Source organism: Ramlibacter sp., from assembly GCF_035548915.1.
GTDB lineage: Bacteria > Pseudomonadota > Gammaproteobacteria > Burkholderiales > Burkholderiaceae_C > Ramlibacter.
On sequence record NZ_DASZSE010000021.1, the window covers coordinates 72,697 to 98,647 of the forward strand.

A 25,951-nucleotide genomic window follows, 5' to 3' on the forward strand; every position below is an offset into this window, starting at 1 on the left:
CCGCGCCAGCCCTCACCGCGCCAGCCGTCATCCCCGCCAGCCGTCACCCCCACCAGCCGTCATCCCCGCGAAAGCGGGGATCCAGCGTCTTTCAAGCCGCAGCCGTGACACCAGCCCTTCCCTCCCCCTCAACATCGTCCTCCCGCCTCACCCGAAACCACGCCGCATACATCGCCGGCAGCGCAAGCAGCGTGAGCACCGTCGCCACGACGAGCCCGCCCATGATCGCCACGGCCATCGGCCCCCAGAACACCGACCGCGACAAGGGAATCATCGCCAGCACCGCCGCCGCCGCGGTGAGCACGATGGGCCTCAGCCGCCGCACGGCCGACTCCACGATCGCGTTCCACGCCGGCACACCCCTCGCGCGATCCTGCTCGATCTGGTCGATCAGGATCACCGAATTGCGCTGGATCATCCCCATGAGCGCGATCACCCCCAGCAGCGCCACGAAGCCGAACGGCCGGTTCAGCAGAAGCAGCGCCCCCGCGACACCCGCGATGCCGAGCGGCCCCGTGATGAAGACGAGCAGCGCGCGGCTGAAGCTCTGCAGCTGCAGCATGAGCAGCGTGAAGATGATGAAGAGCATCACCGGCATCCCCACCGCGATCGACGACGAACCCTTGCTGCTTTCGGCCACCGCGCCCGCCACTTCGATGCGATAGCCCTGCGGCCACCTCGCTTCGATCTTCCTGAGCGCCGGCAGCAGTTCATCCGTCACGGTCGCGCCCTGCAGGCCCTCCTTGATGTCGGACTGCACCGTGATCGCGTAGTTGCGGCCTTCGCGCCACATCACGCCCGGCTCCCACGTGAACACGGGTCTCGCGATCTGCGTGAGCGGGATCGACTTGCCCGAAGCCGTCGGCAGGTACGCGTTGCCGAGGTCGGTGATCGCGTTGCGTTCCTCCGCGGGCTGGCGCAGCACGATGTCGATCAGCTTGTCGCCCTCGCGGTACTGGCCCACCGTCGTGCCCGCGAGGATCGTCTTGCTCGCCTGCGCGATCGACTGGCTCGTGACGCCCAGCGCGCGCGCCTTCGCCTGATCGATCTCCAGGCGCAGCACCTTCACCGACTCGTTCCAGTTGTCGTTCACGCCGCGCGTGTCGGGGCTCGCACGGAACACTTCCTTCACCTGGTCGGCGTAGTCGCGCAGCTGCACCGGGTCGGAGCCGATCACGCGAAACTGCACCGGATACGGCACGGGCGGGCCGTTGGGCAGCAGCTTGATGCGCGCGCGCACCTCGGGGAATTCCTGCGCCATGAGCGCCGGCAGCTTCACGCGCAGCGTCTCGCGCGTCGCGAGGTCCTTCGGCATCACGATGAACTGCGACACGTTGGTCTGCGGGAACACCTGGTCCAGCGGCAGATAAAAGCGCGGCACGCCCGAGCCGACCCATGTGCTCACGGAGGTCACGCCCGGCTCGCTCATGAAGCGCTTTTCCACGCGCTTCACGGTTTCCTCGTTCGCCGCGAACGACGTGCCCTCGGGAAACCAGATGTCGACCATGATTTCCGGCCGGCTCGAATCCGGGAAGAACTGCTGCTGCACGCGACCCATCCCCGCGATGCCGAGCGCGAAGGTGAGGATGGTCGCGCCGATCGTGATCCAGCGATGCTCCACGCACCAGTCCACGAGGCGGCGGAAGTTGCGGTAGAAGGGCGTATCGAAGTGCTCCTGATGCTCGGCCGACACCGGCTTCGCCTTCAGCAGCCACGTGCCCAGGTACGGCACGAAATACACCGACACGAACCAGCTCAGCACGAGCGCGATCACCGTCACCGCGAAGATCGCGAACGTGTATTCGCCCACCGTCGAGCGCGCCATGCCGATCGGCAGGAAGCCCGCGGCCGTGATGAGCGTGCCGGTGAGCATCGGCATCGCCGTCACTTCGTACGCGAAGGTGGCGGCGCGGAACTTGTCGTAGCCCTCCTCCATCTTGCGCACCATCATCTCCACCGCGATGATCGCGTCGTCCACGAGCAGGCCGAGCGCGATGATGAGCGAGCCGAGCGATATCTTGTGCAGGCCGATTCCCCAGTAGTTCATCGCGAGGAAGGTCACGGCGAGCACGAGCGGGATCGTGATGCCCACGACCAGCCCCGGGCGCATGTCGACGTAGTAGCGCTTCCAGATCGGCAGGCGCGCCGCATCGGGCCGCCGGTGAAAGCCGAGGCTCACGAAGCTCACGGCCAGCACGATCACCACGGCCTCGATCAGCGTGTGCACGAATTCGCCCACGGAATTCGCGACCGCCTTCGGCTGGTCCTGCACCTGCACGAGCCGGATGCCCGCGGGCAGGCCGTCCTCGATGCGATGGAACGCGGTCTTCAGGGAGTCGCCGAGCCGGACGATGTCGCCTCCCTTGGCCATCGACACGCCGAGCGCGATCACGTCGCGCCCGCCGTGGCGCACCTTCACCTGCGGCGGATCGACGTAGCCGCGCTTGATCTGCGCGATGTCGCCCAGGCGAAGCTGGTTGCCCGATGCGCCGCGGATCGGCATCGCCGCGAGCTGGTCCACCGCCTCGAACTGCCCGGCCACGCGCACCTGCACCACGTCGAGCGGCGTCTGCACCGCGCCCGCGGACTCGATGGCGTTTTGCTGCCCGAGCTGCGCGAGCACCTGGTTCAGATCGAGCCCGAGCTGCGAGAGCTTCTTCTGCGAGACTTCGACGTAGAGCTTTTGGTCCTGCACGCCGAAGAGCTCCACCTTCGCGACGTCGGGCACGCGCAAGAGCTGCTGGCGCACGTCGTCGGCGAAGTCCTCGAGCTCCGCGTAGCTGTAGCCGGGGTCGGCCTCGACAGCGTAGATCACGCCGTACACGTCGCCGAACTCGTCGTTGAAGAACGGGCCCTGAATGCCCTGCGGCAGCGTGAAGCGCATGTCGCCGATCTTCTTGCGCACGGCGTACCAGACGTTGGGCACGTCGGCGGGACGCGAGGAGTCCTTGATCTGGAAGATGATCTGCGACTCCCCCGGCTTGGAGTAGCTGCGGATGATGTCCGCATAGGGCACTTCCTGCAGCGTGCGCTCGATCCTGTCGGTCACCTCTTCGGCGACTTGCTGCGCGGTGGCGCCGGGCCAGTACGTGCGCACGACCATCGCGCGGAAAGTGAAAGGCGGGTCCTCGTCCTGCCCGAGCTGGAAGTACGAGGCGATGCCGAGCACCATCAGCACCACCATGAGGTAGCGCGTGAGCGCGGGGTGTTCGAGCGCCCAGCGCGAAAGATTGAAGCCGCGCTTGTGCGGATCGGTCATGCCCGCCTCACTTGGTGGCGGGCAGCGTTGCGGCCTCGGCCGTGCCGACGAGCGAAGCCGGGGCGCGCGCGGCGACGCCTTCGGCCGCGTCGGGCCGCACCGAAGCCGGAACCCAGATCGTGACCTTCTGCCCCGGCGACAACACGTGCACGCCGGCCGAGACGACCTGCATGCCCGGCGAGAGACCCGCGGCGATCACCGCGTCGTTGCCGTCGGCGGTCGCGACGACGACGGGCTGCGACTTCACCGTCATCGTCGCGCGGTCGAGCACCCACACGGCGGTGGCCTTGCCTTCCTGGCGCAGCGCGCTCGTGGGCAGCTTGATCACGGGCTGGCCCGCATGGCTCAGCGCCTGCGGCAGCACGGTGACGGTCGCGCCGAGCGGCGGCCGCGCGGATGCGTCGAGCGCCAGTTTCACCTGATAGGTGCGGGTCACCGGATCGGCGCTCGCCGCCACTTCGCGGATCGCGCCTTTGAGCTCGCCGTTGCCCGCCCACAGGCGCACGCTCGCGTCCGAACCCGGCTTGATGGTGCCCACCTTGTCCTCGGGCACCGAGAACACGACGTCGCGCGGGCCGTCCTCGGCGATCCGCACGACAGGTGTCCCCGCGGCCACGACCTGCCCGGGTTCGGCGTCGATCGACGTGATCACGCCCGAAACGTCGGCCACGAGATTCGCGTAGCCGGCCTGATTGCCCTGCGACGCGAGCTGCGCGTGCGCCTGATCGAGCTGCGCCTGCGCGGCCTTCAGCGTCGTGTCGCGGCGCTCGAGTTCAGCGCCGCTGATGAAGTTCTGCTCGCGCAGCGTGAGGTAGCGCTTGTAGTCCGCGGCGGCGAGATCGCGCTGTGTCTCGGCGGCCGCGACCTGCGCGCGCGCCGCGGCGGCCGCGAGGCGAAAGTCCTGCGCGTCGAGCTGCGCGAGCACCGTGCCTGCGCTCACGTGCTGGCCCAGCTCCACGTTGCGCCGCGTGATCTTGCCCGCGACGCGAAATCCGAGCTTCGACTCGATCCGTGGCCGCACTTCGCCGGAGAACTCATAGCTCGACTGGAATGCAGTCGCGCCGACGGTGAGGACCTTGACGGCGCGGATCGGCTCGGGCGGCGCCTCGGCCTTGCCGCAGGCGGCCAGAACCAGAGCGGTCGCGGCAAAGCCTGCGGCGAGCCGGAATGAAGAATGTTTGACGAGCGTCATGGCACGAACGGCAGAAAGTGATTCGGAAAATCGTCTTTACTGACTGACTGGTTAGTAATCTATGAGATTGCTCCTGAGCTGTCAAGGCAGCGGAGCTTGCCGCTCGTCGAGTGGTGACAAGCCCGAGGCGCCGCAGACGAGCTTCGCCTCGCGCCACCGTGCGAGAGAACGGGAGAATGCCTGGCGAGAATTAGCGTTGCATGAGCTCGGGGGGCTTCGAGGGCCTTCGGTGGCTTCGCAGAAGAGTCGCGCCTGCCTGCGACAATGCGCGCCGTGTCCGCAGCCCATCACGACGCGAGCTTCCGGCCGGTCGACCACTACGAGAACTTCCCCGTCGCTTCGTGGCTTTGCCCGCCGCGCCTGAAGGCGCCGATCGCGGCGATCTACTGGTTCGCGCGGACGGCCGACGACATCGCGGACGAAGGCGATGCGACCGCCGAAGCGCGACTCGCGGACCTGGCCGCATACCGCGCCGACTTGCACGCCGCACTGAGCGGCGCACGAGAGTCCGGTCGCTGGCCGCGCGTGTTCGAGCCGCTCGCGCGCGCCGTGCGTGCATTCGCGCTGCCCGCGCAGCCGCTGTCCGACCTGCTGAGCGCCTTCGAGCAGGACGTGGAGAAGACTCGGGACGCCGAAGGCTACGCGTCGCGCGAGGAACTTCTCGACTACTGCCGCCGCTCCGCGAATCCGATCGGCCGGCTGCTGCTGCATCTGTACGGCATGGGCGATGCGCGTTCGCTCGCGCAAAGCGACGCGATCTGCACGGCGCTGCAGCTCATCAACTTCTGGCAGGACGCAAGCCGCGACCTGCCGCGCGGGCGCTTCTACATTCCCGCGCACGAGCAACTGCCCGCCCTCGTCGCGTGGGCACGCGAGACGATGATGCGGGGCGCGCCGCTCGTGCACACGGTCCCGGGCCGCGCGGGGTGGGAGCTGCGCTTCGTCGTGCAAGGCGGCCTGCGCATCCTCGACAAGATCGAGGCGATGGACTACGCGACCGCGACCTCGCGCCCTCGCCTTCGCGCGTGGGACGCGCCGATTCTTCTGTGGCGCGCGTGGTCGATGTGAGCTCGATGTAACAATCGCGCACCCATGACACCCGAGCAATACGTCCAGCAGAAGGCCGCCGCCTCCGGCAGCAGCTTCTACTACGCCTTTCTCTTTCTGCCGCCACCGCGCCGCGCGGCGATCACGGCCTTCTACGCGTTCTGCCGCGAAGTGGACGACGTGGTGGACGAAGTGTCCGATCCGGGTGTCGCGCGCACCAAGCTCGCGTGGTGGCAGGCGGAGGTCGCGAATTCTTTCGAAGGGAAGCCCTCGCATCCGGTGATGAAGGCGCTCATGCCCTGGACCGGCGAATTCGCAATCGCGCCCGCGCAGCTGATTTCGGTGATCGAGGGCTGCGCGATGGACCTCGAGCAGACGCGCTATCTCGACTTCGCGGGCCTCGCCCGGTACTGCCATCTGGTCGCGGGCGTCGTGGGTGAGGTCTCCGCGAGGATCTTCGGCCAGACCGAAGACGCGACCACGCAGTACGCGCACCGGCTCGGCCTGGCTTTCCAGCTCACCAACATCATCCGCGACGTGGGCGAGGACGCGATGCGCGGCCGCATCTACCTGCCCATCGACGAGCTGCAGCGCTTCGACGTGAAGGCGCACGAGATCGCGAATCGCAAGTACTCCGAACGCTTCGCCGAACTGATGAAGTTCCAGGCCCGGCGCGCCTACGCGTGTTACGACGAGGCGCTCGCGCTCTTGCCCGCGGCCGACCGCCGGGCGCAGAAGCCGGGGCTCATGATGGCCAGCATCTACCGCACGCTCCTGAGCGAAATCGAGCGCGACGGCTTTCACGTGCTGCACCAGCGCATCGCCCTCACGCCGCTGCGCAAGCTCTGGCTTGCGTGGAAGGTGCAGGCCCTCGGGCGGATGTAGGGAAGCGGCGCGTGAAAGCCGTCGCGATCGTCGGCGCGGGTTGGGCGGGGCTCGCCGCGGCGGTCGCCGCCGCACGGCAAGGCCACGAGGTCACGCTCTACGAAGCCTCGCGCTCGCTCGGCGGGCGCGCACGCAGCCTCGAGGTGGCGCTTCCCGAGGGTGCGAGCATCGTGCTGGACAACGGCCAGCACATCCTCGCCGGCGCCTACGTCGAGACGCTGCGCATGATGGAGACGGTGGGTGTCGCGCCCGCCGAAGTGCTGCATCGCATGCCGCTCACGATGCGCTTTCCCGATGGCGGGGGCATCGCGTTTGCCGCGTGCAAGGCGCCCTGGGATGCGCTGGCGGGCATCGTCGCCGCGAAGGGTTGGACGTGGCTCGACCGATGGTCGCTGCTGCGCGCGGCAGTCGCCTGGCGGCTTGCCGGGTTTCGCTGCGATCCGGCGATGTCGGTGGCGCAACTCTGCCGCGGGCTCACGCCCCGCGCGATGCGCGAACTCATCGAGCCGCTTTGCGTCTCCGCGCTCAACACGCCCGCCGAGCTCGCGAGCGCCGAAGTGTTCCTGCGCGTGATGCGGGACGCGCTCTTTCGCGAGGGCCACCGGGGTGGGGCCGGATCGAACCTGCTCGTGCCGACGCGCGATCTCGGCCAGGTCTTTCCCGATGCCGCGCTGTCGTGGCTGCAGCGGCATGGCGCCGACCTGCGGCTCGGCCATCGGGTGCACGCACTCGCCCGCGAGCGGGCCCATTGGGAAGTCGACGGCGAACGCTTCGAGCAAGTGCTGCTCGCCTGCGCGCCCTGGGACGCCGCTCGGCTCGTCGCATCGTCCGGCGTGGCGGCCGAAGCATGGCTTTCGCACGTGGGCGCGCTTCGCTACGAGGCGATCGCCACCGTCTATGCGCGCGGCGGCCCGGCGCTGCCGCTGCCGCTCATGGCACTGCGCGACGGCCCCGCGCAATTTGTCTTCGATCGCGCCCGCTTCGGCGCGCCCGCGGGCACGCTGGCGTTCGTCGTGAGCGCGAGCGAGGGCGACCGCGAGTCGCTGCAAAGCGCCGTCGTGCGGCAAGCCGCTGCGCTCGGGTGGGACGTGCAGCCACTGCAGACGGTCGTGGAAAAGCGCGCGACCTTCGCCTGCGTGCCCGGCATGAAGCGGCCGGGCATGTCGATCGCGCCGGGCCTCCTCGCCTGCGGCGACTACGTGGCAGGCCCCTACCCCGCGACGATCGAAGGCGCCGTGCGTTCGGCGCTGGCGGCGGCAGACGAGTTCGGGCGCGGTCCGAGGCCGCGAGAGTCCGCTACCTGAACAGCTCGCACAGCTCCGTGAGGGTCCCCACCGTCACGTGCGGCCGCGCCTCGTGCGGCCACATCGTGTCGGAACGGTTGACCCAGGCGGCCTGCATGCCCGCGTTCAGAGCGCCCAGCGCATCGAGTGTCGCGTCGTCGCCGATGTGCAGCACGTTGCCCGGCAACGCGTCCGCCGCGCCCGCGGCCGCGTGGAAGATGCGCGGATCGGGCTTGCCCACGCCGAACTCGCGCGCGCTGATCGCGGCCTTGAACAGGGGGCCGAGCCCGATCGCCTCCAGGTCCGCATTGCCGTTGGACACGCTCACGAGCGGAAACCGCGCCGCGAGGAATTCCAGCGCGGGCCGCGCGTCGTCGAACAGCACCACTCGCTGGCGCTCGGCGAAGAACACGTCGAACGCCGTCTGCGCGAGCAGCGGATTCTCCCCGGCGCGATAGAGCGCGAGCCGGATCGATTCGCGCCTGAGCGCGCTCATGTCGTGCTTCAGCTCGGGCCGCGAATTCGCCATGTAGTCGCGGATCTCGCGCAGCGCGGCGGCGCTCGAGAAGAGCGCCGCGGCCATCGGCGCGTGATACGTCATCCAGTCGTGGAGCGCTCGCTCGGCCCGCTCGATCGTCGGCCAGATGGGCCAGAGCGTGTCGTCGAGATCGACGGTGATGGCCTTGATTTTCCCAACGTCCAACATGCGGCGAGAATAACTCATGCCCTTCGCGAACCGTTACCGTCCCGAGCCGAAGAAGCCCGCGTCCGACGCGCCCGGCGTCGGCATCCTGCTCGCCAATCTCGGCACGCCGGACGAGCCGACGCCCAAGGCGGTGCGGCGCTACCTCGCCGAATTCCTCGCCGACTCCCGCGTGGTCGAGATCCCGCGCGTGTTGTGGCTGCCGATCCTGAACGGCCTCATCCTGCCGCGCCGCTCGCGCGCCTCGGCCGCCAAGTACGCGAGCATCTGGACGCGCGACGGCTCGCCGCTGAAGGTCTGGACCGAGAAGCAGGCCAAGCGCCTGCAAGGCTGGCTCGGGCAGAACGGCCACCGTGCCGTCGTGCTGCCCGCGATGCGCTACGGCAATCCGCCGATCGCGCAACAGCTCGATGCGCTGAAGGCGGCCGGCGCCACCCGCATCCTCGTGCTGCCGTGCTATCCGCAATACTCGATCACGAGCACAGCCAGCGTGATCGATGCGGTCACGCAGTGGACGGCCACCGTGCGCACGATCCCCGAGCTGCGCTTCGCGAACGGCTATCACGAGGACAAGGGCTACATCCAGGCCATCGCGCGCAAGATGGAACTGTACTGGCGCGCGAATGGGCAGCCGGATCATTTCGTGATGAGCTTTCACGGCGTGCCCGAACGCATCGTGCGGCTGGGCGACCCCTACCAGGCCGAGTGCGAGCGCACCGCGCTGCTCATTGCGACGCGTCTCATGCTGGAGCCTTCGCGCTACACGGTCTGCTATCAGTCGCGCTTCGGCCGCGCGAAGTGGATCGGCCCCGCGACCGACATTACGCTGCGCGAACTCGCGAAGAAGGGCGCAGCCCGAGTGGACGTCGCCTGTCCGGGCTTCACGAGCGATTGCCTGGAGACGCTGGAAGAAATTGCGATGGAGGGCCGCCAGGGATTTCTCACCTCGGGCGGCAGGGAGTTCCACTACATCCCGTGCCTGAACGACGACACGGATTGGATCGCCGCGCTCGGGAACATCGCGCTCTCGCACCTGGGCGGCTGGCCGACGGCACGTTCGTAGGGCGAGGTAGCCCAAGGTCACGCCACCCGAGGCGGGGCAGCGACGGCCGTGTGCGTCGCTGCGCTCCTGGCGCCACGCTACGCGGCGGAAGTCAGCGTGAAATGGAAGGCCGCGCCCCGATCCACCGCGGCCTCCGCCCAGAGCTTGCCACCGTGGCGCTGGATCACCCGCTGCACGGTCGCGAGTCCCACGCCCGTGCCGGGAAAATCCGCATCCGCATGCAGCCGCTGGAACGGCGTGAAAAGCGTGCCCGCCTGCTGCATGTCGAAGCCCGCGCCGTTGTCGCGCACGTGGAACACGGGCGCGCTGCCGGGCTCGTCCGTCACGCCGAATTCGATGCGCGCCTCCTCGCGCCGCGCCGTGAATTTCCAGGCGTTGCCGATCAGGTTCTGAACCACGATGCGCATGAGCCGCGGGTCGCATTCGGCCACCGCACGGGCCGGCGCCACGAAGTGCACGTTTCGCGCGGGGTGCGCGGCGCGCAGCTCGGCCACGATTTCGTGGGCGATGCGGGCGAGGTCGACCTCTTCGCGCTGCAGCTCGCCGCGCGTCACCTTCGACAGGTACAGCATGTCGTCGATGAGCCGGCTCATGCGTTGCACCGAATCGCGCACGCGCCTCAGGTGGTCGTTGCCGCGCGCATCGAGCATGCTGCCGCAATCCTTCTGCAGCCGCGCCGTGAAGCCGTCGATCGAGACCAGGGGCGCGCGCAGGTCGTGCGACACGGAATGGCTGAAGGCCTCGAGCTCGGCGTTGGCGGCTTCCAGCGACGCGGCATGCCGCACGAGGTCGGCATTGAGCGCGCTGATCACGTGGTCGCGCTTCTTCAAGTCTTCGTTCGCGCGCAGCGCCTGCTCGTAGGAGGCGACGAGCAGGTCCAGAATCTGCTCGCGCTGCGAGGTGATGAAGTGCCGCCTGCCGCCGAGGAATATCTCGAGCCCCGGCTGGCGGCGGCCGCCGCGGTGCGTGCGCAGTTCGCGATTGGAGAGGATGTAGTGCACGCGGTCCACGAGCTCCTCGGGCTCGTAGGGCTTCCTGATGAAGTTGTCGGCGCCGCATTCGAGCGCCATCACGATCTCCTGGATGCCCGAAAGCGCCGTGACGATCATGACCGGCACGTCGCGCAGCTCGTCATCGCCCTTGATCGCCTTGCACAGGGCGTAGCCGTCCATCTCGGGCATCACGATGTCGGTGATGACGAGCGTGGGCTTGCGTTCGCGCGCCGCTTCGAGCGCGCGGCGTCCGTCCCCCGTGGTCGACACGCGCCAGCCCTGATCCTGCAGGAGGCTCTTCAGAAGCTCCGCCTGCGTGCGGCTGTCCTCGGCCACGAGCACGTCGACCGGCCCGTGGAATCTCGTTGCGGCATTCATTCGCTTTCCCCCTTCATGCTCTCGCTCATGCGGCGATCGCCGCGAGCATCGCGCCGATCTGCTGCGGCGCCATCACGTGCGTGGCGGCGCCCATGCGGATCGCCTCGCCGGGCATCCCGTGGATCGCCGAAGTTTCCTCGTCCTGCACGAGCGTCACCGCTCCGGCATCGCGCAGCTCCTTCAGTTCGGCCGCGCCGTCGCGGCCCATGCCCGTGAGCAGCACGCCGATCGCCTGGGCGCCCCACACCTTCGCGGCAGAGGCGAAGAGACAGGCGACCGATGGGCAATGACCGTCGCGCGGCAAGTCGCTGCCGAGCGAAATGCGTCCGTCGGCGCCAATGCGCATCTGCCGGCCCTCCGGCGCGACGTAGGCGTGGCCGGGCAGCGGCGCGAGCCCGTCGGATGCGAGCTGCACCGCGAAGCCCGTGGATTGGGCAAGCCAGTCGACGAGCCCCTGCGTGAAGCCGGTCGCGATGTGCTGCACGATGAGAACGGGCACCGGCAGCGACGCGGGCAGCGCTTCGAGGATCGTCTTCAGCACCACGGGCCCGCCGGTGGAGGCACCGATCACGATGCCGCGCACACCGCGCGCGCCTGGCACCGCGCGGTTGGGTGCCGCCATGGGCGCGGGTCGGCGCGGCGTCGCGGCCCACGCGGTCTGCGATGTGGCGCCCGCCGGCACCGGCGGCTTGCGCGAGGGCCAGCGGCGCACGACCTTCACTTCGGCCATGAGCTTCACGGTCTGCAGCAGGTGCGAGGCGGCAGCGGGCTGCGCGGGATGACCGAGCCCCGGCGGCTTCTCCACCACGGCGACGGCGCCCGCTTCGAGCAGCCGGAACGCCGCGACCGCCTCGCCGGGCGCGGAACTGCCCGAGACGATCACGATCGGCACCGGATGCTCTTCCATGATGCGACGGGTCGCCTCCATGCCGTTGAGTGTGGGCATGTGGTAGTCCATCGTCACGACGTCGGGGCGCAGGCGCCGCACGGCGCCGATCGCATCTTCGCCGTTGTGCGCGACGCCCACCACCTGCAGGCGCGGATCGGACTCGAGGAGTTGCACGATGAGTTCGCGCCAGACGAGCGAGTCGTCCACGACGAGCACGCGGATGCGGCCGGGCCCGGCTTCGTGGTTCATGCGAGCCGCTCCAGCGCCGCGAGCAGGTCGCCCTGGTCGAAGTTGCTCTTCACGATGTAGGCATCGGCGCCGGCGTCGACGCCGCGTTCGCGGTCGTTTTGCGAGGCGAGCGCCGTGACGAGCACGACCGGCGTCTCGGCGAGGCCGGGGTCGGCACGGATGCGCGCGGTCAGATCGAAGCCGTTCATGCGTGGCATTTCGACATCGGACACCACGACATCGTAGCGGCCCGTCTTCAGCTGCGTGAAGGCATCGATGCCGTCCACGGCCGTGCTCACGCGATAGCCCGCCATCTCGAGGATGTTTTGCAGCAGCGTGCGCGAGGTGATCGAGTCTTCGGCGACCAGCACGGACTTGCGCCGCTTCGCTGTCGCGGCGGGTGCCGCGTCCGCCACGAGCGGGCGCGACGCCGCGTGCGCCGCCGAGCGCATGAGATCGGGCACGTGCAGGATCGCCACCGCTTCGCCGTCGCCGAGGACCGTGGCACCGGAGACGTTGCGCACGCGCGCGAGCAGCGGCCCGAGCGGCTTGGCCATCACCTCCTGCTCGCCGAGCACGGCATCCACCGCGAAGGCGATGTGCTGGCTGCCCGCGGCGACGACGATGGCCTGCATGCCCGGCGTGTCCTCTTCGGCGGCGCGGCGCGTGAGCTCGAGGGCCTGCGAGAGGTGCACGAGCGGCAGCGTCTCGCCGCGCCATGCGATGGTTTCGCGGTTCTCGACGTGGCGCACGTCGCCGGGCGAAATGCGCAGCGCCTGCTCCACGTGCGTGGTCGGCAGGAAGAACTTCGAGCCGGCCACCTGCACGTGCACCGCGCGGAAAGTCGCGAGCGACACGGGCAGCGCCAGGCGAAACGTCGTTCCGCGCCCGGGTTCGGATTCCACCGTCACGACGCCGCCCAGCCGCTCGACTTTCTCGCGCACGATGGCAAGCCCGAGCCCCCGCCCCGAAAGATCGGACACTTCGCGCGCCGTCGAGACACCCGAATGGAACACGAGGTCCAGCGGGTCCTGCCCGCCGGATGCGCCTTTCGCATCGAGTCCGGCGCGGCCCGCGGCCTCGCGCACGCGCGAAGCGTCGATGCCCTGCCCGTCATCGGAGATCACGATTTCGATGCGATTGCCGCTGCGCTGCTCCACCGCGATCGAAAGCGTGCCGGTGGCGGGCTTGCCCGCGCGCGCGCGCTCCTCGGGCGGCTCGAAGCCATGGTCGATCGAATTGCGCACGAGGTGCAGCAAAGGGTCGCGCAGTTCCTGCAGGATGCGGCGGTCGATCTCGATGTCCGTGCCCGTCATCGCAAGGTGCACCTGCTTGCCGCGATCGCGCGAGAGGTCGCGCACGGTCTTCGGCAGCACTTCGAGCGCAAAGGATGCCGGCAGCACCAGCATGCTCTTCACGTCGTCCAGCAGCCCGTCCGCCGCGGCCGCGAGGCTGCGCAGGTGCCTTTGCGCATTCTGGGCGAGCGGCGCGAGCTGCGAGCGCAGCGGGCCGGCATCGGGCAGCAAGGCGCTCAGGTCGGCCGCGTGCTGCGCGGCCAAGAGGCGCGCCGTGCGCATTTCTTCCGCGCGAAAGAGCAGCGCGTCGAGCTTGCCGGTGGCGATCCGCACGGTCGCGCCCGCGATCGACGACTCGGCCACCGCGGGGGCCGCCGTCTGCGCCGCGACGGCGGGGGGTGGAGGCGGCGGCGCTTCGCGCGGGATGGCGGCGGTGGCCGCCGCCGCCGCAGCCGCGGGCGCCTGCGCCGCCAGTGCCCGCAGCTTCGCGAGCGCGCCCTGGGTCGCCGCATCGCTGCCCGAAGGAGCCGCTCCCGACGCGTCCGGTATCAGCCGCAGCGCGGCATCCACCGACTCGTGCAGCGCGTCGATCATCTCCGGCGTGAGCTCGCGTTCGCCGCGCTTGCATGCGGCGAGGATCTCTTCGGCAGCCTGGCACAGCGCCTCGATCCGGGCGAGGTCCACGGCGCGCGCGGCGCCCTTCAGGCTGTGCGCCTCCCGGAAAAGCTGCTCGACGAGCGCGGCGCGCCGCTCGGCGCTCGCACCCTGCTCCAGCTCCATCAGGCCGGACGACATGGACTGCACGTGCTCGGCCGCTTCCTGACGGAATGCGGCGAGGAGCCGGGCCTGCAGTTCCTTTCTGTCGATCGCCATTGCGTCAGACCGCGTACTTCTCCACCATCTGCCTGAGCTTCTGGCCGAGTTCGTGCAGATTCTGCGCGGCCGACTCGGCCTGGCGCGTGCTCGCGACATTCTGGCTGCTCGCCTGGTTGATGTTCTGCATCGCGAGCGCCACCTGGTCCATGCCGGCCAACTGCTGCTGCGCCGAGGCGGCGATCTGCGTGGCCGCCTGCGCGGCCTCCGAGATGTTGTCGGTGAGCTGGCGGATGGACTCTCCGAGGCGCGCGGACAGTTGCGTGCCCGATTCGACCGCCCGGGCGCCCTGCTCGCTCGCGAGCACGGCGTTGTCGGTCGCCTTCTGGATGTCGCCGAGGATGGAGCGCACCTGCGCGGTCGCCTGCTTGGACTGGTCGGCGAGGCTCTTGATCTCCTGCGCGACGACCGCGAAGCCGCGCCCCTGGTCGCCGGCCTTCGCGGCTTCGATCGCGGCATTGACCGCAAGCAGGTTGGATTGTTCCGCGAGGTCGTTCACGGTCGCGATGATGTCCCCGATCGCGTGGCCCTGCTGCGCGAGCCGCATGATGTTGCGCGCGATCTGGTCCACCTGCTGCTGGATGCGCCGCATGCCTTCCACCGAGTCGTCCACCGTCTTGCCGCCGTCTTGCGAGATCTGCACCGACTTCTGGGCGATGTCGGACACGTAGCGCGCCTTCTGCGCGGACACCTGCGCGGTCTGCTTCACTTCCTCGACCGTGGTGGTTGTCTGGCTCACGGCGACGGCCGCTTCGCTCGAGCCGGCCGCCACCTGCGCCGTCGATGCCGTGATCTCGCTTGCGGCGGAGGCCAGCACGTTGATGCCGTCGCGAAGCTCGCCCACGGTTTGCCTGAGGTTCACGATCATCTCCGTGAACGTCTCGGCGAGCATGCCCAGCTCGTCGCGGCGCGGCATGCGGGGCAGCGAGGCGCCGAGGTCGCCCGCCGCGATGCGCCGCGCGGCGCCTTGCACGAGCAGCAGCGGCGCGACGATGATGCGATGCAGGTACACGGCGAGACCCACCGCGAGCGCCAGCGCGAAGACGCCCACCGCGACGATCGCGCGCAGCGAGTTGCCGGCCAGCTCCTGCGACCGCGCCGCCGCGGCCTGGGCCGTCTTCAGCGTGTCGTCGCCGAGCTCGGTGGCGAGGGAGATGATCCGCTCGTACCGGCTCTCCTGCTCGCCCGTGCTCAGCTCGCGCGATTCGGACACCTTGCCGTCGTAGATGAGCGCGATCTGGCGGTCGCGCACCTGTTCGTAGTCGCGGATCGCCTGCTTCAACTCGCCCAGGCGCGCGAGGAATCCCGCATCGCCCTGGTTCAGGGTTTCGAGCTGGGCGAGAAGCGCCGCGACGCGCGCCTGCTCGGCGCGCATCTGGCGCTCGATCGCTTCCTGCTGGGGCCGCTGGGTGCGCAGGGTGAGGTCCAGGAACTGCGCGCGCACGCGGTTTTGCGTGGAGCGAATCTGCAGCAGACCGGTCGCGCTCAGGAATTCGTGCTGCACGAGATCGTGCTGCGACTCCTGAATGCGGTCGATCGCGAACGCCGCGGTCGCCGCGGTGACCGCGAGCATCGCGATCATCGCGCCGAAGCCCGCGAGCAGCTTCGAGCGCATCGTCAGGTCCAGGAACCATTGCATCGTCCGCCTCCGTTCTCGTTCATTCGAATTCCGCGCGCACCACCAGCCGCTCGTCGCCGAGCAGCCGCGGCGCATCCAGGACGGCCAGGCCGTCGGTCGTCACGCCCCGCAGATAGGCCTGGTGGATGCCACCGAAGGTCGCGATACTAGCCTGCAGCCGATCCGCGGCGATGCTGCGGTGGCCGGGAACGACATCGGCGAGCACGCCGAACTCCATCGATGCCGAGGCGAGCACGATCATCTTGTCGAGCTCGCCCAGGCCGCGCTGCTCGATGCCGAAGAAGCGGCGGATATCGATGACCGCGAGGATCTGCCCGCGCAGGTTCACGACGCCGAGCACGTGAGAAGGCGTGCACGGCACGGGCGTGAGCTGCCTCAGCGGCCGCACCTCCCGCACCCAGTGCGCCTCGAAAGCATAGCGTTCCCGCCCGAGCCCGAATTCGATCACCTGCAGGCTCTCGGGTCCGGCTGCCGCCGCACCGGCCGCGCCGGCCGCATCGAGCGGCCTCGCAAGCTCGCGCGCCCTCGCCCGCAGCACGTCGTCGTTCGCATCGATCACGGCGTGCCCTTCATCTGTGCTCCTCCTCGGCCAGGCTGGAGCGGATCGCCTGCGCGATGCGGCCCGCGGACATGCCCTCGAACGCGTCGAGCACATCCGCCGGCGCATGGGCGGAGACGGTTGCCAGTGCGTTGCGCAGATGCCGGGCCGATGCCTCGGCGAGGCCCGCCCGCCGCGCGAGCGTGCCGAGCGCCACGTGGGCGAGCGCGTGGCCCGGATCGAGATAGAGCGTGCGGCGCAGCGCGGCCGCGGCCTCGCGCGCGCGGCCGAGCTCCTGCAGGATGCTCGCGTTCAGGTAATGCCACCGCGGGTTCATCTTGTCCGCCGCGACGGCGCGCTCGCACCAGGCGAGCGCGGCCTCGAGATCGCCGCGGTCCGCCGCGCCGCGCGCGCGCGCGGCGAGCGTCGCGGCGTCGGCGTCGGCGTCGGCGTCGGCGTTGGCGTCGTGGCCGGGCGACATCTCGGCCGCGCGAGCGGCGGCAGTGGCTGCAGCGCGTAAGTCCGACCGCGCACGGGCCACGCGCCCGGCATTCATCGGCACGGCGACTCGAGCCTCGGCACCCGCAGGCTCGGCACCCGCAGGCTCGGCACCCGCGCGCTCGGCATCCGCAGGCGGCCGATGCACAGCTTCTTCCGGAAGGGTCGGCGCACTCGCCGCAGGCTCGACGGGCCAGCGCGCGCGCCTGAAGACGAGCGCGCTGCCGAAGTTCACGCGTTCCAGCGTCGGCATCGTCCCATGCGGCACTTCCACCGGATTCACGAACAGCCAGCCATCGTCGCGCAGCGACTGCCCCAGGTCGGCGAGCACCTGCCGCGCGCGCTGCGGCTCGAAGTACATGAGGACGTTGCGGCAGAAGACGAGGTCCATCGCATTCGTGCCGTTGGCGATCGACGGAAACGGGTCCTGCGCGAGATTCAGGTAGGCGAACTGGACGAGCGCGCGGATGCGCGGCGCCACGCGCCACGTGCCGCGTCCGCACGGCGTGAAGAACGCGTTGCGCAGCGGCTCGGGCGTCGCGCGGAAAGACCACGAGCCGTATTCGCCGCGCTCACCCCGCGCGAGGTAGTGCGGATCGATGTCGGTCGCGAGGATGCCGATGTTCCAGTCGTCCAGATCGGGCAGCGCCCGCGCGAGCAGGATCGCGATGGAATACGCTTCCTCCCCGGTGCAGCAGCCCGCGCTCCAGATGCGCAGGCGCCGCACACTCGCGCGCGACTGCACGAGCGCCGGCAGCAGGCGGTGCGCGAGCACTTCGAAGGCGGCCGGGTCGCGAAAGAAATACGTCTCGCCGACGGACAGGTGCCGCGCGAGCACTTCGATCTGCGGCCGCGCGAGCGGCGAAGCGAGAAGCATGCGCGCGCACGAAAGCGCGCCGTTGCAGCCGAGCTCGGCTGCCGCGAGCGCGACGCCGTGCGCCAGGTCGCGATAGCGCGCCCGCGGGAAGTGCATGCCCATCTGGTCGGCGATGCGCCGTGCGAGTTCTGCCCAGAGCGCCTCGTCGCGCGGCGCCATGCTGTCGGGTTCAGCCATTGGCAAGCGCCTGTTGCAAAGCCGCTTCCTCCGTGGCGTCCAGGAATTGCTCCACGTCGTGGATCAGCACGAGGCCGTCCGGCGTGCGCGCGATACCGGGGAGGCGATCGACGCCGGACACGATCGAGTCGGTCTCGACAAGTTCCGCCGCGGAGACGAGCAGCACGTCGTCCGCGCTGTCGGCCACGAGGGCGATGAGGCGCCGGGGCGTGCGCACGACGACGAAGTGATCCGACCCGAGGACTTCGCGCGGCGGCAGGCCGAGCCGCCGGCGAAGGTCCGCGACGGGCACCACGTGGCCGTGGAAATCGATCACGCCGAGGATGGGCGCCGGGCCGCCCGGCAGCGGCGTGACCGCCACGGCGCGGATGACGCGTTCGACAGGTGCCAGCGCCACGGCGATGCCCATGCCATCCAGCGTCAATCGAACGAAACGATGCACCGTCGTCACCGGTCCTCCCCGCTACCGCAGACGTCCGCGCAGGACTTGCCGCAGGTCAATGGGACAGCTCTTGGTGGTTTGTTTGCCGCGCATCTTCCCCATTCGCCGCAACGCTGGCAATACCCAGAAAGCAAACAATCGTTGGGGCCCGCGCGGACGATACCTTCGTACGATGCCTTTCGGCCGCGGCGGCCGCCTAGAGGGGGAGGCGCCGAAGGCGCTTCGGCGGTGGGCCTTTCACGTCAGGCCGGAAGGGACGCATCGTGCCGCTCGAGGAAGTCCGCGACGCATTCGAGCTGCCGCGGGACGTTCAGGGCGGGCGCGTGGCCGCAGCCTGCCACTTCGATCACCTGCAGCATGCCGCGCGTGCCCGGGCCGCGCGTCGTCATTTCCTGCACCGCATCCGGCAGCACGAGGTCGGACTCCGCGCCGCGCAAGAGCAGCACCGGCACGCGCACCTCGTCGTAGTGCTCCCAGATGCTGTAGTCGTCGGGGTGATCGGTGAACTGCCGCACCATCCGCGGATCGTAGTGCGGCGTGAGGCGGCCGTCGGGCAGGCGCCGCGCCGAAGTCTCCGCGAGGCGGCACCATTGCGCGTCCGTGAGCAGGCCGAAGGGCTTGTAGACCTGGCGGAAGAACGCTTCGAGCTCGGCCATCGTGTCGAACGCCGGCGGATTGCCCGCGTACGCGCGGATGCGGTCGACCGCCGGTTGCGCGAGGCGCGGCGCGTTGTCGTTGACAACGAGGCTCGCGATGCGTGACTTCAGTTGCGGCTGGAAGAGGCCCGCGGCGCACACCGTGCCGAGCGCCCCGCCCATGGACGTGCCGATCCAGTGCGTGCGCTCGATGCCGAGGGCATCGAGCAAGTCCGCCGCGATGCGCGCATAGAACTCGAGCTTGTATTCGTTGCCCGGATCGGGGCTCCACTGGCTCAAGCCCCGGCCGAGCGTGTCGGGGCAGATCACGCGCCAGCCGAGTCCGCTCAGGTGCGCGGCGAGCTCGTCCATGTCGCGGCCCGTGCGCGCGAGGCCGTGCCAGGCGACGACGGTGCGCGTGTGTTGCGCGCCCCATTCCGTGTAGTGGATCTCGCGGCCCGCGCATGTCGCGTATTTCGAACTGAATGGCATCTTCGCTCCTCGGAAGAACCGGTGGGTTCTGCCTACTCCACTTCCTCGGCGACGAGCGCCACGGGCGGCGCCGGATCGGCGCGCGAGCCGCGCCGCGAGCGCAGGCGGCCCACCACGCCCGTCGGGAAGTAGTACACCGACAGCACGAAGAGGACGCCCAGCCACAGCAGCCAGCGATCGGGCGACAGCAGCGCCGAAAGCCACCCGAAGCCCGACGCCGCATCGCTCGCGAGCTTCAGCAGATCCTGCAGATAGCTCTGCGCCACGACGAAAAGCCCCGCGCCGATCGCCGCGCCGTAGACCGTGCCCATGCCCCCGATCACGACGATCAGGAGCACGTCGAGCATCACCTCGAACGCGAGCGTCGTGTCCGGCCCGTTGTAGCGCAGCCAGATCGCGAGCATCGCGCCCGCGAACGTCGCGACGAGCGCCGAGAGGATGCTCGAGATCGTGCGGTACACGACGACGCGGTAGCCGATGGCCTCCGCGCGGAACTCGTTTTCCCGGATCGCCTGCAGCACGCGGCCGAAGGGCGAATTCACGATGCGCAGCAGCGCGAGGAAGAGCACGACCGCCACCACGAAGAGCAGGTAGTAGCACACGAGCCGGCCGTCGAGCGAGACGCCCAGGAGCGGCTCCTCGGTGAGCTGCCAGCCCGGCGACAGCACCTCGGGCATCTTGAACGTGAGGCCGTCCTCGCCGCCGGTCACGTCCGACAGCTGCGAAGCGAGCGTCTGGAAGGCCGCCGCGAAGGCAAGCGTGATCATCGAAAAGAAGATCGCCCGCACGCGCAGCGAAAAGAGTCCGATCGCAAGCGCGAGCACGAACGAGAGCGCGAGCGCGAACGCGAGGCCCGTGAAGATCGCCCCCCAGCCCGCCCCCATGCGCGTGGAAGCGATGGCGACGCCGTAGGCGCCGATGCCGAAGAACATCGTGTGCGCGAAACTCACGATGCCGGTGTAGCCGAGCAGCAGGTCGAAGCTCGCCACGAGCACGATGAAGACGAGGACTTTCGCCGCGACGTTGAGCGCCTTCACGCCGGGCAGCAGGAACGGTTCGAGCGCGAGCGCGACCACGAGCGCAATGAGGAGCGCAGCGAGGATGCGATTGCGCGGCGGGTCGTTGGAGAGGATGCGGTTGAGCACGTTCGTCACTTGCCGAGCGCATAGACGCCCTGCGGGCGCCACAGGAGGATCGCCATCATCAGCGCGATGTTGGAAAAAAGCGCCGCCTTCGGCATGAGAAAGCCCGTGTAGTTGGCCATGAGGCCGACGAGCAAAGCGCCCACGAGCGCGCCCGTGGTGGAGCCGAGTCCGCCGATGATGAGCACGATGAAGATGAGCACGTTCACCTGCGCGCCCATCTGCGGGACGACGTTTTGCTGGTAGAGGCCCCACATCACGCCGCCCAGCCCCGCGAGGGCGCTCCCGACGACGAAGACGCCGACGAAGAGCACGCGGATGCGGTAGCCGAGCGACTCCACCATCTCGCGGTCCTGCACGCCGGCCCGGATCAGCAGACCGATCTTCGTGCGCGTGAGCGTCCACAGCAGCACGCCGAAGACGAGCGCGCCCACCACCACCGCGATCAGCCGGTACTTCTCCATCGCGGCGTCGCCGATGTAGATGCTGCCGCGCATGCCTTCGGGCAGCGGCAGCGGAATCTGCAGCGGACCCCAGATCACCTTGATGAGTTCCTCGCCGATGATCATGCCGCCCATCGTGATCAGGATCTGCTTCAGGTGGTTGCCGTACACGGGCCGCACGATGAAGCGTTCGAACGCGAGGCCCGCGGCGCCCGCGACGGCCATCGCGACGATCATCGCCGGCAGCACGGCCATCATGTTCACGAAGAGACTCTGCGAGGCGGTGTAGTCGCCCATCGCGCCGAGGACGCTCGTCGCCACGAATGCGCCGAGCGCGATGAACACGCCGTGGCCGAAGTTGAGCACGTCCATGAGACCGAAGACGAGCGTGAGGCCCGAGGCGATGATGAAGACGATCATGCCCATCGCGAGCCCCGCGACGGTGAGCGTGACCCACGTCGTGGCCGAGCCGACGAAGGGCAGCACCACGAGCGCGAGCGCCGGCACGAGCGCGAGCGGCTTCCAGTCGAAGTCCGTCTTCATCGTCTTCATATCGCGAGCCCGAGCAGCGACCGCTGCAGTTCCTCGTCGTCGGCCAGTGCCTGCATCGAGCCGGCGTGCACGATCTGCCCGTTGTCCATGACAGCGACCGTGTCGCCCAGGCGCCGCGCGAAATTGATGTTCTGCTCCACGAGCAGGAGCGTGACGCCGCTTGCCTTGAGTTCGGCGAAAGCCTCGATCATGTTGTTGACGATGGCCGGCGCGAGGCCTTTGCTCGGCTCGTCGATGATGAGGAGTTCGCGCGGCTCGACGATCGCGCGCGCCACGGCGACCATCTGCTTCTGCCCGCCCGAGAGCTTGCCCGCGGGATGGTTCCAGAACTTCTGGACGGCGGGAAACAGCTTGAAGATCCAGTGCAGGCGCTTCTCGTCCATCGCCGCCGCGTTCTTCGCGTAGCGCGCGGCGAGCAGCATGTTTTCCTTGACGGTGAGGTCGGCGAAGATGCCCATGTTCTCCGGCACGTACGCGACGTTCATCGTCGCGATCTGCGGCGTGGCCACACGCGTGATGTCGCGGCCGTTGAACACGATCGTGCCTTTCGATGCGCGCCACAGGCCCATGATCGTTCTGAGCGTGGTCGTCTTGCCCGCGCCATTGCGCCCGAGCAGCATCGTGAGCTTGCCGCGCGGCACGACGAGGTCCACGCCGTGCAGGATGTGATAGGCGCCGATGTGCGTGTGCACGCCCCGCAAGGTGAGCATGTCGTCGTTCACGGGGTATTCCTCCTTCCCCCTCGAGGGGGAAGGCCGGGATGGGGGGGAGCGTCATCCCGCCCGGAGGCGTCCTGGGGCGCTAGCCCCAGGTAAGCCTCCTGAACGATGGGCGACGCGATCACCTCCCGAGGCTCCCCGTCGGCCACCAGCGCCCCGTTGTGCAGCACGATGATGCGGTCCGCCAGTTCCCGCACCACGTCCATCTTGTGTTCCACGAGCAGGATCGTCTTGCTGCGGTCCTCCTTCAGCCTGCGGATCAGGTCGAGGATCACCGGCGCCTCCGCGTGGTTCATCCCGGCCGTGGGCTCGTCGAACATGAAGACCCGCGGCTCGAGCGCCATGAGGAGCGCCACTTCCAGCTTGCGCTGGTCGCCGTGCGGGAGATTCGCGACCGTCTCGTCTTCCCGGTCACCCATGGCCACCGCCTCGAGTATCTCGTCGGCGCGCGCGGTGAGCGAGCGGTGATCGCTCCACACGCTCCAGAGATTGAGGCCGCGCCGGTGGTCGCCCTCGCGCGTGGCCTGCACCGCGAGCCGCACGTTCTCGCGAACGGTGAGACTCGGAAAGAGGTTGGTGAGCTGAAAGGCGCGGCCGAGCCCCGCGCGCGTGCGCTGCGAAGGCGGCAGGCGCGAGAGGTCCCGGCCGTCGAGCGTGACCGTGCCCCCGCTCGCCTTCAGCTGGCCGGAGATGAGATTGAAGTAGGTCGTCTTGCCCGCACCGTTGGGCCCCACGATCGCGGTCAGGGTCCCCGGCTGGAAAGCGCAGGTGACCCGGTCGACCGCGACGTGGCCGCCGAAGCGGATGGTCAGGTCATGGGTGGCGAGCAGGCTCATGGTCTTCTTGCGGCAAGGTCTCGGGGCTCGGGGCTCGGGGACAAGACGCGCACACTCGCCAAAGCCGCCTACCGCTTGTTGCGGATCGGCACGTTCATCTCGCTCGGCTTGATCTCCTTCACCAGGTGCAGGTCGGCCATCGCGCCGACGCGCGCGCCGGGCGACACGCGGAAGTGATACATCGACTGCATCGCCTGGTGGTCTTCCTTGCGGAAGGTCATCATGCCCTTGGGCGTGTCGAAGCTCATGCCTTCCATCGCGGAGATCAGCTTTTCGGAGTTCGTGTCGCCGCCCGTCTTCTTGAGCGCCGTCACGATCGCCATCGCCGCGGAGAAGCCGCCGGCCGTGAAGAAATCGGGCGGGCTCTTGAAGCGCGTGTAGTGGTTCGTGACGAGCCAGAGGTTGGGCTGGTTCTTGGAGAACGCGTAGTAGTAGTAGCTCGCGCCTTCCATGCCGGGGAACTGGTTGTAGGCGACCATCGCGGGCAGGATGTTGCCGCCCGTGGCGATCTCGATGCCGTAGCGCTTCAAGTCGAGGTCGGCGATCTTGAACGGGTTGCCGGCGCCGGCCCAGATGATCCAGATCACTTTGCGGCCCGGCTGGTTCTTGAGTGCATCGATCAGGCGCTGCGCCCCGGCCGTGAAGTCCGTCGTGTTGGCGGGCAGGTATTCCTCATGGACGATCTTGGCGGTGTGGACCGCTTCCTTGAACGCCTTCACGCCGTCGCGGCCGAAGGCGTAGTCCTGCGCGAGCGTCGCGATCACGGTGTTGGGCTTGTCGAGCGCGACCGCGTTGGAGATCGCGTCCTGCGAGCTGTTGCGGCCCGTGCGGAAGATGTAGCGGTTCCACTTTTCGCCCGTGATCGAATCGGCGACCGCGGGCTCCACGAGCAGCACTTTCTTGTATTCCTCGGCCACGGGCAGCATCGCGAGCGCAACCCCCGAAGAAGTCGGACCGATCGCGAGGTCCACCTTGTCGTCCGAATAGGCCTGCTGCAGGAGCGACTTGCCGAGGTCGGGCTTGCCCTGGTCGTCCTTTTCGATGATCGTGATCTTGCGGCCGTTCACGGCCATCGTGCCGCCGGTCGCGTATTCGAGGCCCAGCAGGAGACCGGTCTGGGTCTGCTTGCCGTAGGCCTCGAGCGGGCCCGTGCGGCTGTAGACGTGCGCGATCTTGATGTCCTTGGCTTGGGCCAGGGCGAGCGGCGAAGCCAGCGCGGCAGAAGCCAGCGCGATCAGGGCAACCCAGGTACGGCGGTGCATGGTGTCTCCTCAGTTAAGAACTGCACAATCCGTCAAGCACGGCGCGTGCCAGCGGACAAGTCATTGATTTCAAAAGGATGGGGTACAACGGGCGAGTCGATATGACTGCATTCCAGACACTTCGCCTGTTCGAAGCTCAGACAATTGTCTGAAACTCAGGCAACGCATCGAGCCGCTCGTAGAGCTTGGCTCGGGAAATTCCGAGCAGCCGGGCCGCGGCGAGCTTGTTGCCGCCGGTGGCCGCGAGCGCGGCCTGGATCGCCTGCCGCTCCAGCTCGGCGACCTGTTCGCCGAGCGGCCGCAGAAGGTCCTTCGCGTCGGCCGCCGGGGCGCGCGGCGCGGGCGGCAGCGGCGGCAACCGTTCGATGCCCGTTTCGCGCAGCACGGCTTCCAGCTCGGTCGTGCCGATGCGATGCGAGTCGCCGCGCATCGCGGCCTGTTCGAGCACGTTGCGCAGCTCGCGCGTGTTGCCGCGCCAGGTCTGCGCGCGCAGCATCGCCATCGCATCCGTGTCGAGCTCGAGCGGGCCGCTCGCGTTGCGCGACGCGATCTCCTCCACGAGCACTTCCACGAGCGCCGGGATGTCCTCGCGCCGCTCGCGCAGCGGCGGCACGCGGATCGGCAGGACGTTCAGGCGGTAATAGAGGTCTTCGCGAAACCGGCCCTCGCGCACGAGCTGCGCGAGATCGCGCGACGTGGCCGCGATCACGCGCGCATCGAAGCGCACGACCTTGTTGGAGCCGAGCGGCTCGATCTCGCCTTCCTGCAGCGCGCGCAGGAGCTTCGCCTGCAGCGACTGCGGCATGTCGCCGATCTCGTCGAGAAAGAGCGTGCCGCCGTCGGCGAGCTTGAACTTGCCGTCGCGCCCCTTGCGGTCCGCACCCGTGTAGGCGCCCGGTGCGACGCCGAAGAATTCGGCTTCCAGCAGCGTGTCGGGCACGGCGGCGATGTTCACGCTCACGAGCGGCCCGTTCGAACGCGAAGACGCCGCGTGGATCGCGTGCGCGAGCAGTTCCTTGCCCGTGCCGGTTTCGCCGAGCAGCAGCACCGGGCTCGACGAAGTCGCGGCGCGCCTCGCCCGGCGCTTCACCTCCGTCGCCTCGGGGCTCGTGCCGATGAAACTCGCGAGCGTGTACTTGTGCCGCCGCTGCGTCGCGAGTTCGCGGCGCGCGTCGTCCAGGTCGCGCTGCAGCGCCGCGAACTTGTGGATGAGAGGCTGCAGCGTGGTCTCGGGATGGTCGAAGAGCACGATGCCGAGCGCACCGATCACCTGGCCCCCCTCGTCGCGCAGCGGGATGCGGCTCACGACGAAGGTGCCCGCCTTGTTGGTGAGCAGGTCGATCAGGATCGGTTTGCCGGTGCGGATCACGCGGTCCATCTGCGTGTTGTGCACGACCTCCTTCACGGAGTGGCCGACGAAATCCTCCGCGCGCTCGAAGCCGAGCGCGGGCAGGAAGCGCTTGTACTGGTCGTTGATCCACACCACGCGCGCGTCGCGGTCGACCAGCAGCATGCCTTCGCTCGCGTTGGCGAAGAGGTCGAACATGGAGCGGGCAGCGAGTTCGAGGATGCGCTGGCCGTCGAGCGGCAGCGCGGGGTCTGCGGTCATCGT

At 69.0% G+C, this 25,951-nt stretch carries 21 protein-coding genes; 4 read left to right on the forward strand and 17 right to left on the reverse strand.

Annotation, left to right across the window (positions count from 1 at the left end):
* Positions 1–91 precede the first annotated feature (91 nt).
* Positions 92–3,259 carry an efflux RND transporter permease subunit gene (locus VHA82_RS06605; protein ID WP_325541696.1) on the reverse strand — a complete coding sequence of 1,056 codons (3,168 nt, stop codon included), beginning with the start codon at positions 3,257–3,259 and terminating at the stop codon, positions 92–94.
* Between the two features lie 7 nt (positions 3,260–3,266).
* Positions 3,267–4,451, reverse strand: coding sequence for an efflux RND transporter periplasmic adaptor subunit (locus VHA82_RS06610; RefSeq protein ID WP_325541698.1), 1,185 nt, complete (start codon positions 4,449–4,451; stop codon positions 3,267–3,269).
* Positions 4,452–4,715: 264 nt separating this feature from the next.
* Between VHA82_RS06610 and VHA82_RS06615 the strand changes: the two genes are divergently transcribed.
* From VHA82_RS06615 to hpnE, 3 genes are read left to right on the forward strand one after another with little or no spacing between them, the layout of a single operon-like run.
* Positions 4,716–5,519 (forward strand): squalene/phytoene synthase family protein, encoded by an 804-nt coding sequence (locus tag VHA82_RS06615; protein ID WP_414708633.1) that lies wholly within the window; start codon positions 4,716–4,718, stop codon positions 5,517–5,519.
* A 24-nt stretch (positions 5,520–5,543) separates the two neighbouring features.
* Positions 5,544–6,383, forward strand: a complete 840-nt coding sequence (gene hpnD, locus VHA82_RS06620) for a presqualene diphosphate synthase HpnD (RefSeq protein ID WP_325541700.1) — start codon at positions 5,544–5,546, stop codon at positions 6,381–6,383.
* Positions 6,384–6,394: 11 nt separating this feature from the next.
* Positions 6,395–7,687 carry a hydroxysqualene dehydroxylase HpnE gene (hpnE, locus tag VHA82_RS06625; protein WP_325541701.1) on the forward strand — a complete coding sequence of 431 codons (1,293 nt, stop codon included), beginning with the start codon at positions 6,395–6,397 and terminating at the stop codon, positions 7,685–7,687.
* On the opposite strand, the gene VHA82_RS06630 is transcribed toward hpnE, so the two are convergent.
* Complete coding sequence (locus VHA82_RS06630; RefSeq protein ID WP_325541702.1) at positions 7,680–8,372, reverse strand: HAD-IA family hydrolase; 693 nt, start codon at positions 8,370–8,372, stop codon at positions 7,680–7,682. The two genes, hpnE and VHA82_RS06630, sit on opposite strands and share 8 nt — an antisense overlap.
* Positions 8,373–8,388: 16 nt before the next feature.
* Between VHA82_RS06630 and hemH the strand changes: the two genes are divergently transcribed.
* On the forward strand, positions 8,389–9,432 hold the full coding sequence (hemH, locus tag VHA82_RS06635; RefSeq protein ID WP_325541704.1) for a ferrochelatase: 1,044 nt from the start codon (positions 8,389–8,391) through the stop codon (positions 9,430–9,432).
* 77 nt (positions 9,433–9,509) lie between these two features.
* Here the strand turns inward: hemH and VHA82_RS06640 are convergent, their stop codons facing one another.
* The 14 genes from VHA82_RS06640 to VHA82_RS06705 all read right to left on the reverse strand — a co-directional run bounded on the left by VHA82_RS06640 (position 9,510) and on the right by VHA82_RS06705 (position 25,948).
* Entirely contained in the window at positions 9,510–10,802 is a 1,293-nt protein-coding gene (locus tag VHA82_RS06640) for a sensor histidine kinase (RefSeq protein ID WP_325541706.1), read from the reverse strand.
* A gap of 25 nt (positions 10,803–10,827) precedes the next feature.
* A complete protein-coding gene (cheB, locus tag VHA82_RS06645; RefSeq protein WP_325541708.1) occupies positions 10,828–11,940 on the reverse strand; it encodes a chemotaxis-specific protein-glutamate methyltransferase CheB in 1,113 nt (370 codons plus the stop codon).
* Positions 11,937–14,087: a hybrid sensor histidine kinase/response regulator gene (locus tag VHA82_RS06650; RefSeq protein WP_325541709.1), complete on the reverse strand. Its 2,151-nt coding sequence runs from the start codon at positions 14,085–14,087 to the stop codon at positions 11,937–11,939. Before VHA82_RS06650 ends, cheB begins: the two co-directional genes overlap by 4 nt.
* Before the next feature lie 4 nt (positions 14,088–14,091).
* Complete coding sequence (locus tag VHA82_RS06655; RefSeq protein ID WP_325541710.1) at positions 14,092–15,726, reverse strand: methyl-accepting chemotaxis protein; 1,635 nt, start codon at positions 15,724–15,726, stop codon at positions 14,092–14,094.
* 19 nt (positions 15,727–15,745) lie between these two features.
* Positions 15,746–16,285, reverse strand: coding sequence for a chemotaxis protein CheW (locus VHA82_RS06660; protein WP_325541712.1), 540 nt, complete (start codon positions 16,283–16,285; stop codon positions 15,746–15,748).
* A gap of 10 nt (positions 16,286–16,295) precedes the next feature.
* Positions 16,296–17,816, reverse strand: a complete 1,521-nt coding sequence (locus VHA82_RS06665) for a protein-glutamate O-methyltransferase CheR (protein WP_325541714.1) — start codon at positions 17,814–17,816, stop codon at positions 16,296–16,298.
* A complete protein-coding gene (locus tag VHA82_RS06670) occupies positions 17,809–18,267 on the reverse strand; it encodes a chemotaxis protein CheW (RefSeq protein ID WP_325541716.1) in 459 nt (152 codons plus the stop codon). The genes VHA82_RS06665 and VHA82_RS06670 overlap by 8 nt, the downstream gene beginning before the upstream one ends.
* Before the next feature lie 233 nt (positions 18,268–18,500).
* Positions 18,501–19,385, reverse strand: coding sequence for an alpha/beta hydrolase (locus VHA82_RS06675; protein WP_325541718.1), 885 nt, complete (start codon positions 19,383–19,385; stop codon positions 18,501–18,503).
* Positions 19,386–19,417: 32 nt separating this feature from the next.
* A complete protein-coding gene (locus VHA82_RS06680; protein ID WP_325541759.1) occupies positions 19,418–20,530 on the reverse strand; it encodes a branched-chain amino acid ABC transporter permease in 1,113 nt (370 codons plus the stop codon).
* A gap of 5 nt (positions 20,531–20,535) precedes the next feature.
* Positions 20,536–21,513 (reverse strand): branched-chain amino acid ABC transporter permease, encoded by a 978-nt coding sequence (locus VHA82_RS06685; RefSeq protein WP_325541761.1) that lies wholly within the window; start codon positions 21,511–21,513, stop codon positions 20,536–20,538.
* A gap of 5 nt (positions 21,514–21,518) precedes the next feature.
* Positions 21,519–22,232 (reverse strand): ABC transporter ATP-binding protein, encoded by a 714-nt coding sequence (locus VHA82_RS06690; protein ID WP_325541763.1) that lies wholly within the window; start codon positions 22,230–22,232, stop codon positions 21,519–21,521.
* A gap of 8 nt (positions 22,233–22,240) precedes the next feature.
* Positions 22,241–23,071 (reverse strand): ABC transporter ATP-binding protein, encoded by an 831-nt coding sequence (locus VHA82_RS06695; RefSeq protein ID WP_325541765.1) that lies wholly within the window; start codon positions 23,069–23,071, stop codon positions 22,241–22,243.
* 74 nt (positions 23,072–23,145) lie between these two features.
* On the reverse strand, positions 23,146–24,339 hold the full coding sequence (locus VHA82_RS06700) for a substrate-binding domain-containing protein (protein WP_325541720.1): 1,194 nt from the start codon (positions 24,337–24,339) through the stop codon (positions 23,146–23,148).
* Positions 24,340–24,475: 136 nt separating this feature from the next.
* On the reverse strand, positions 24,476–25,948 hold the full coding sequence (locus VHA82_RS06705; RefSeq protein ID WP_325541722.1) for a sigma-54 interaction domain-containing protein: 1,473 nt from the start codon (positions 25,946–25,948) through the stop codon (positions 24,476–24,478).
* Positions 25,949–25,951: the final 3 nt, after the last annotated feature.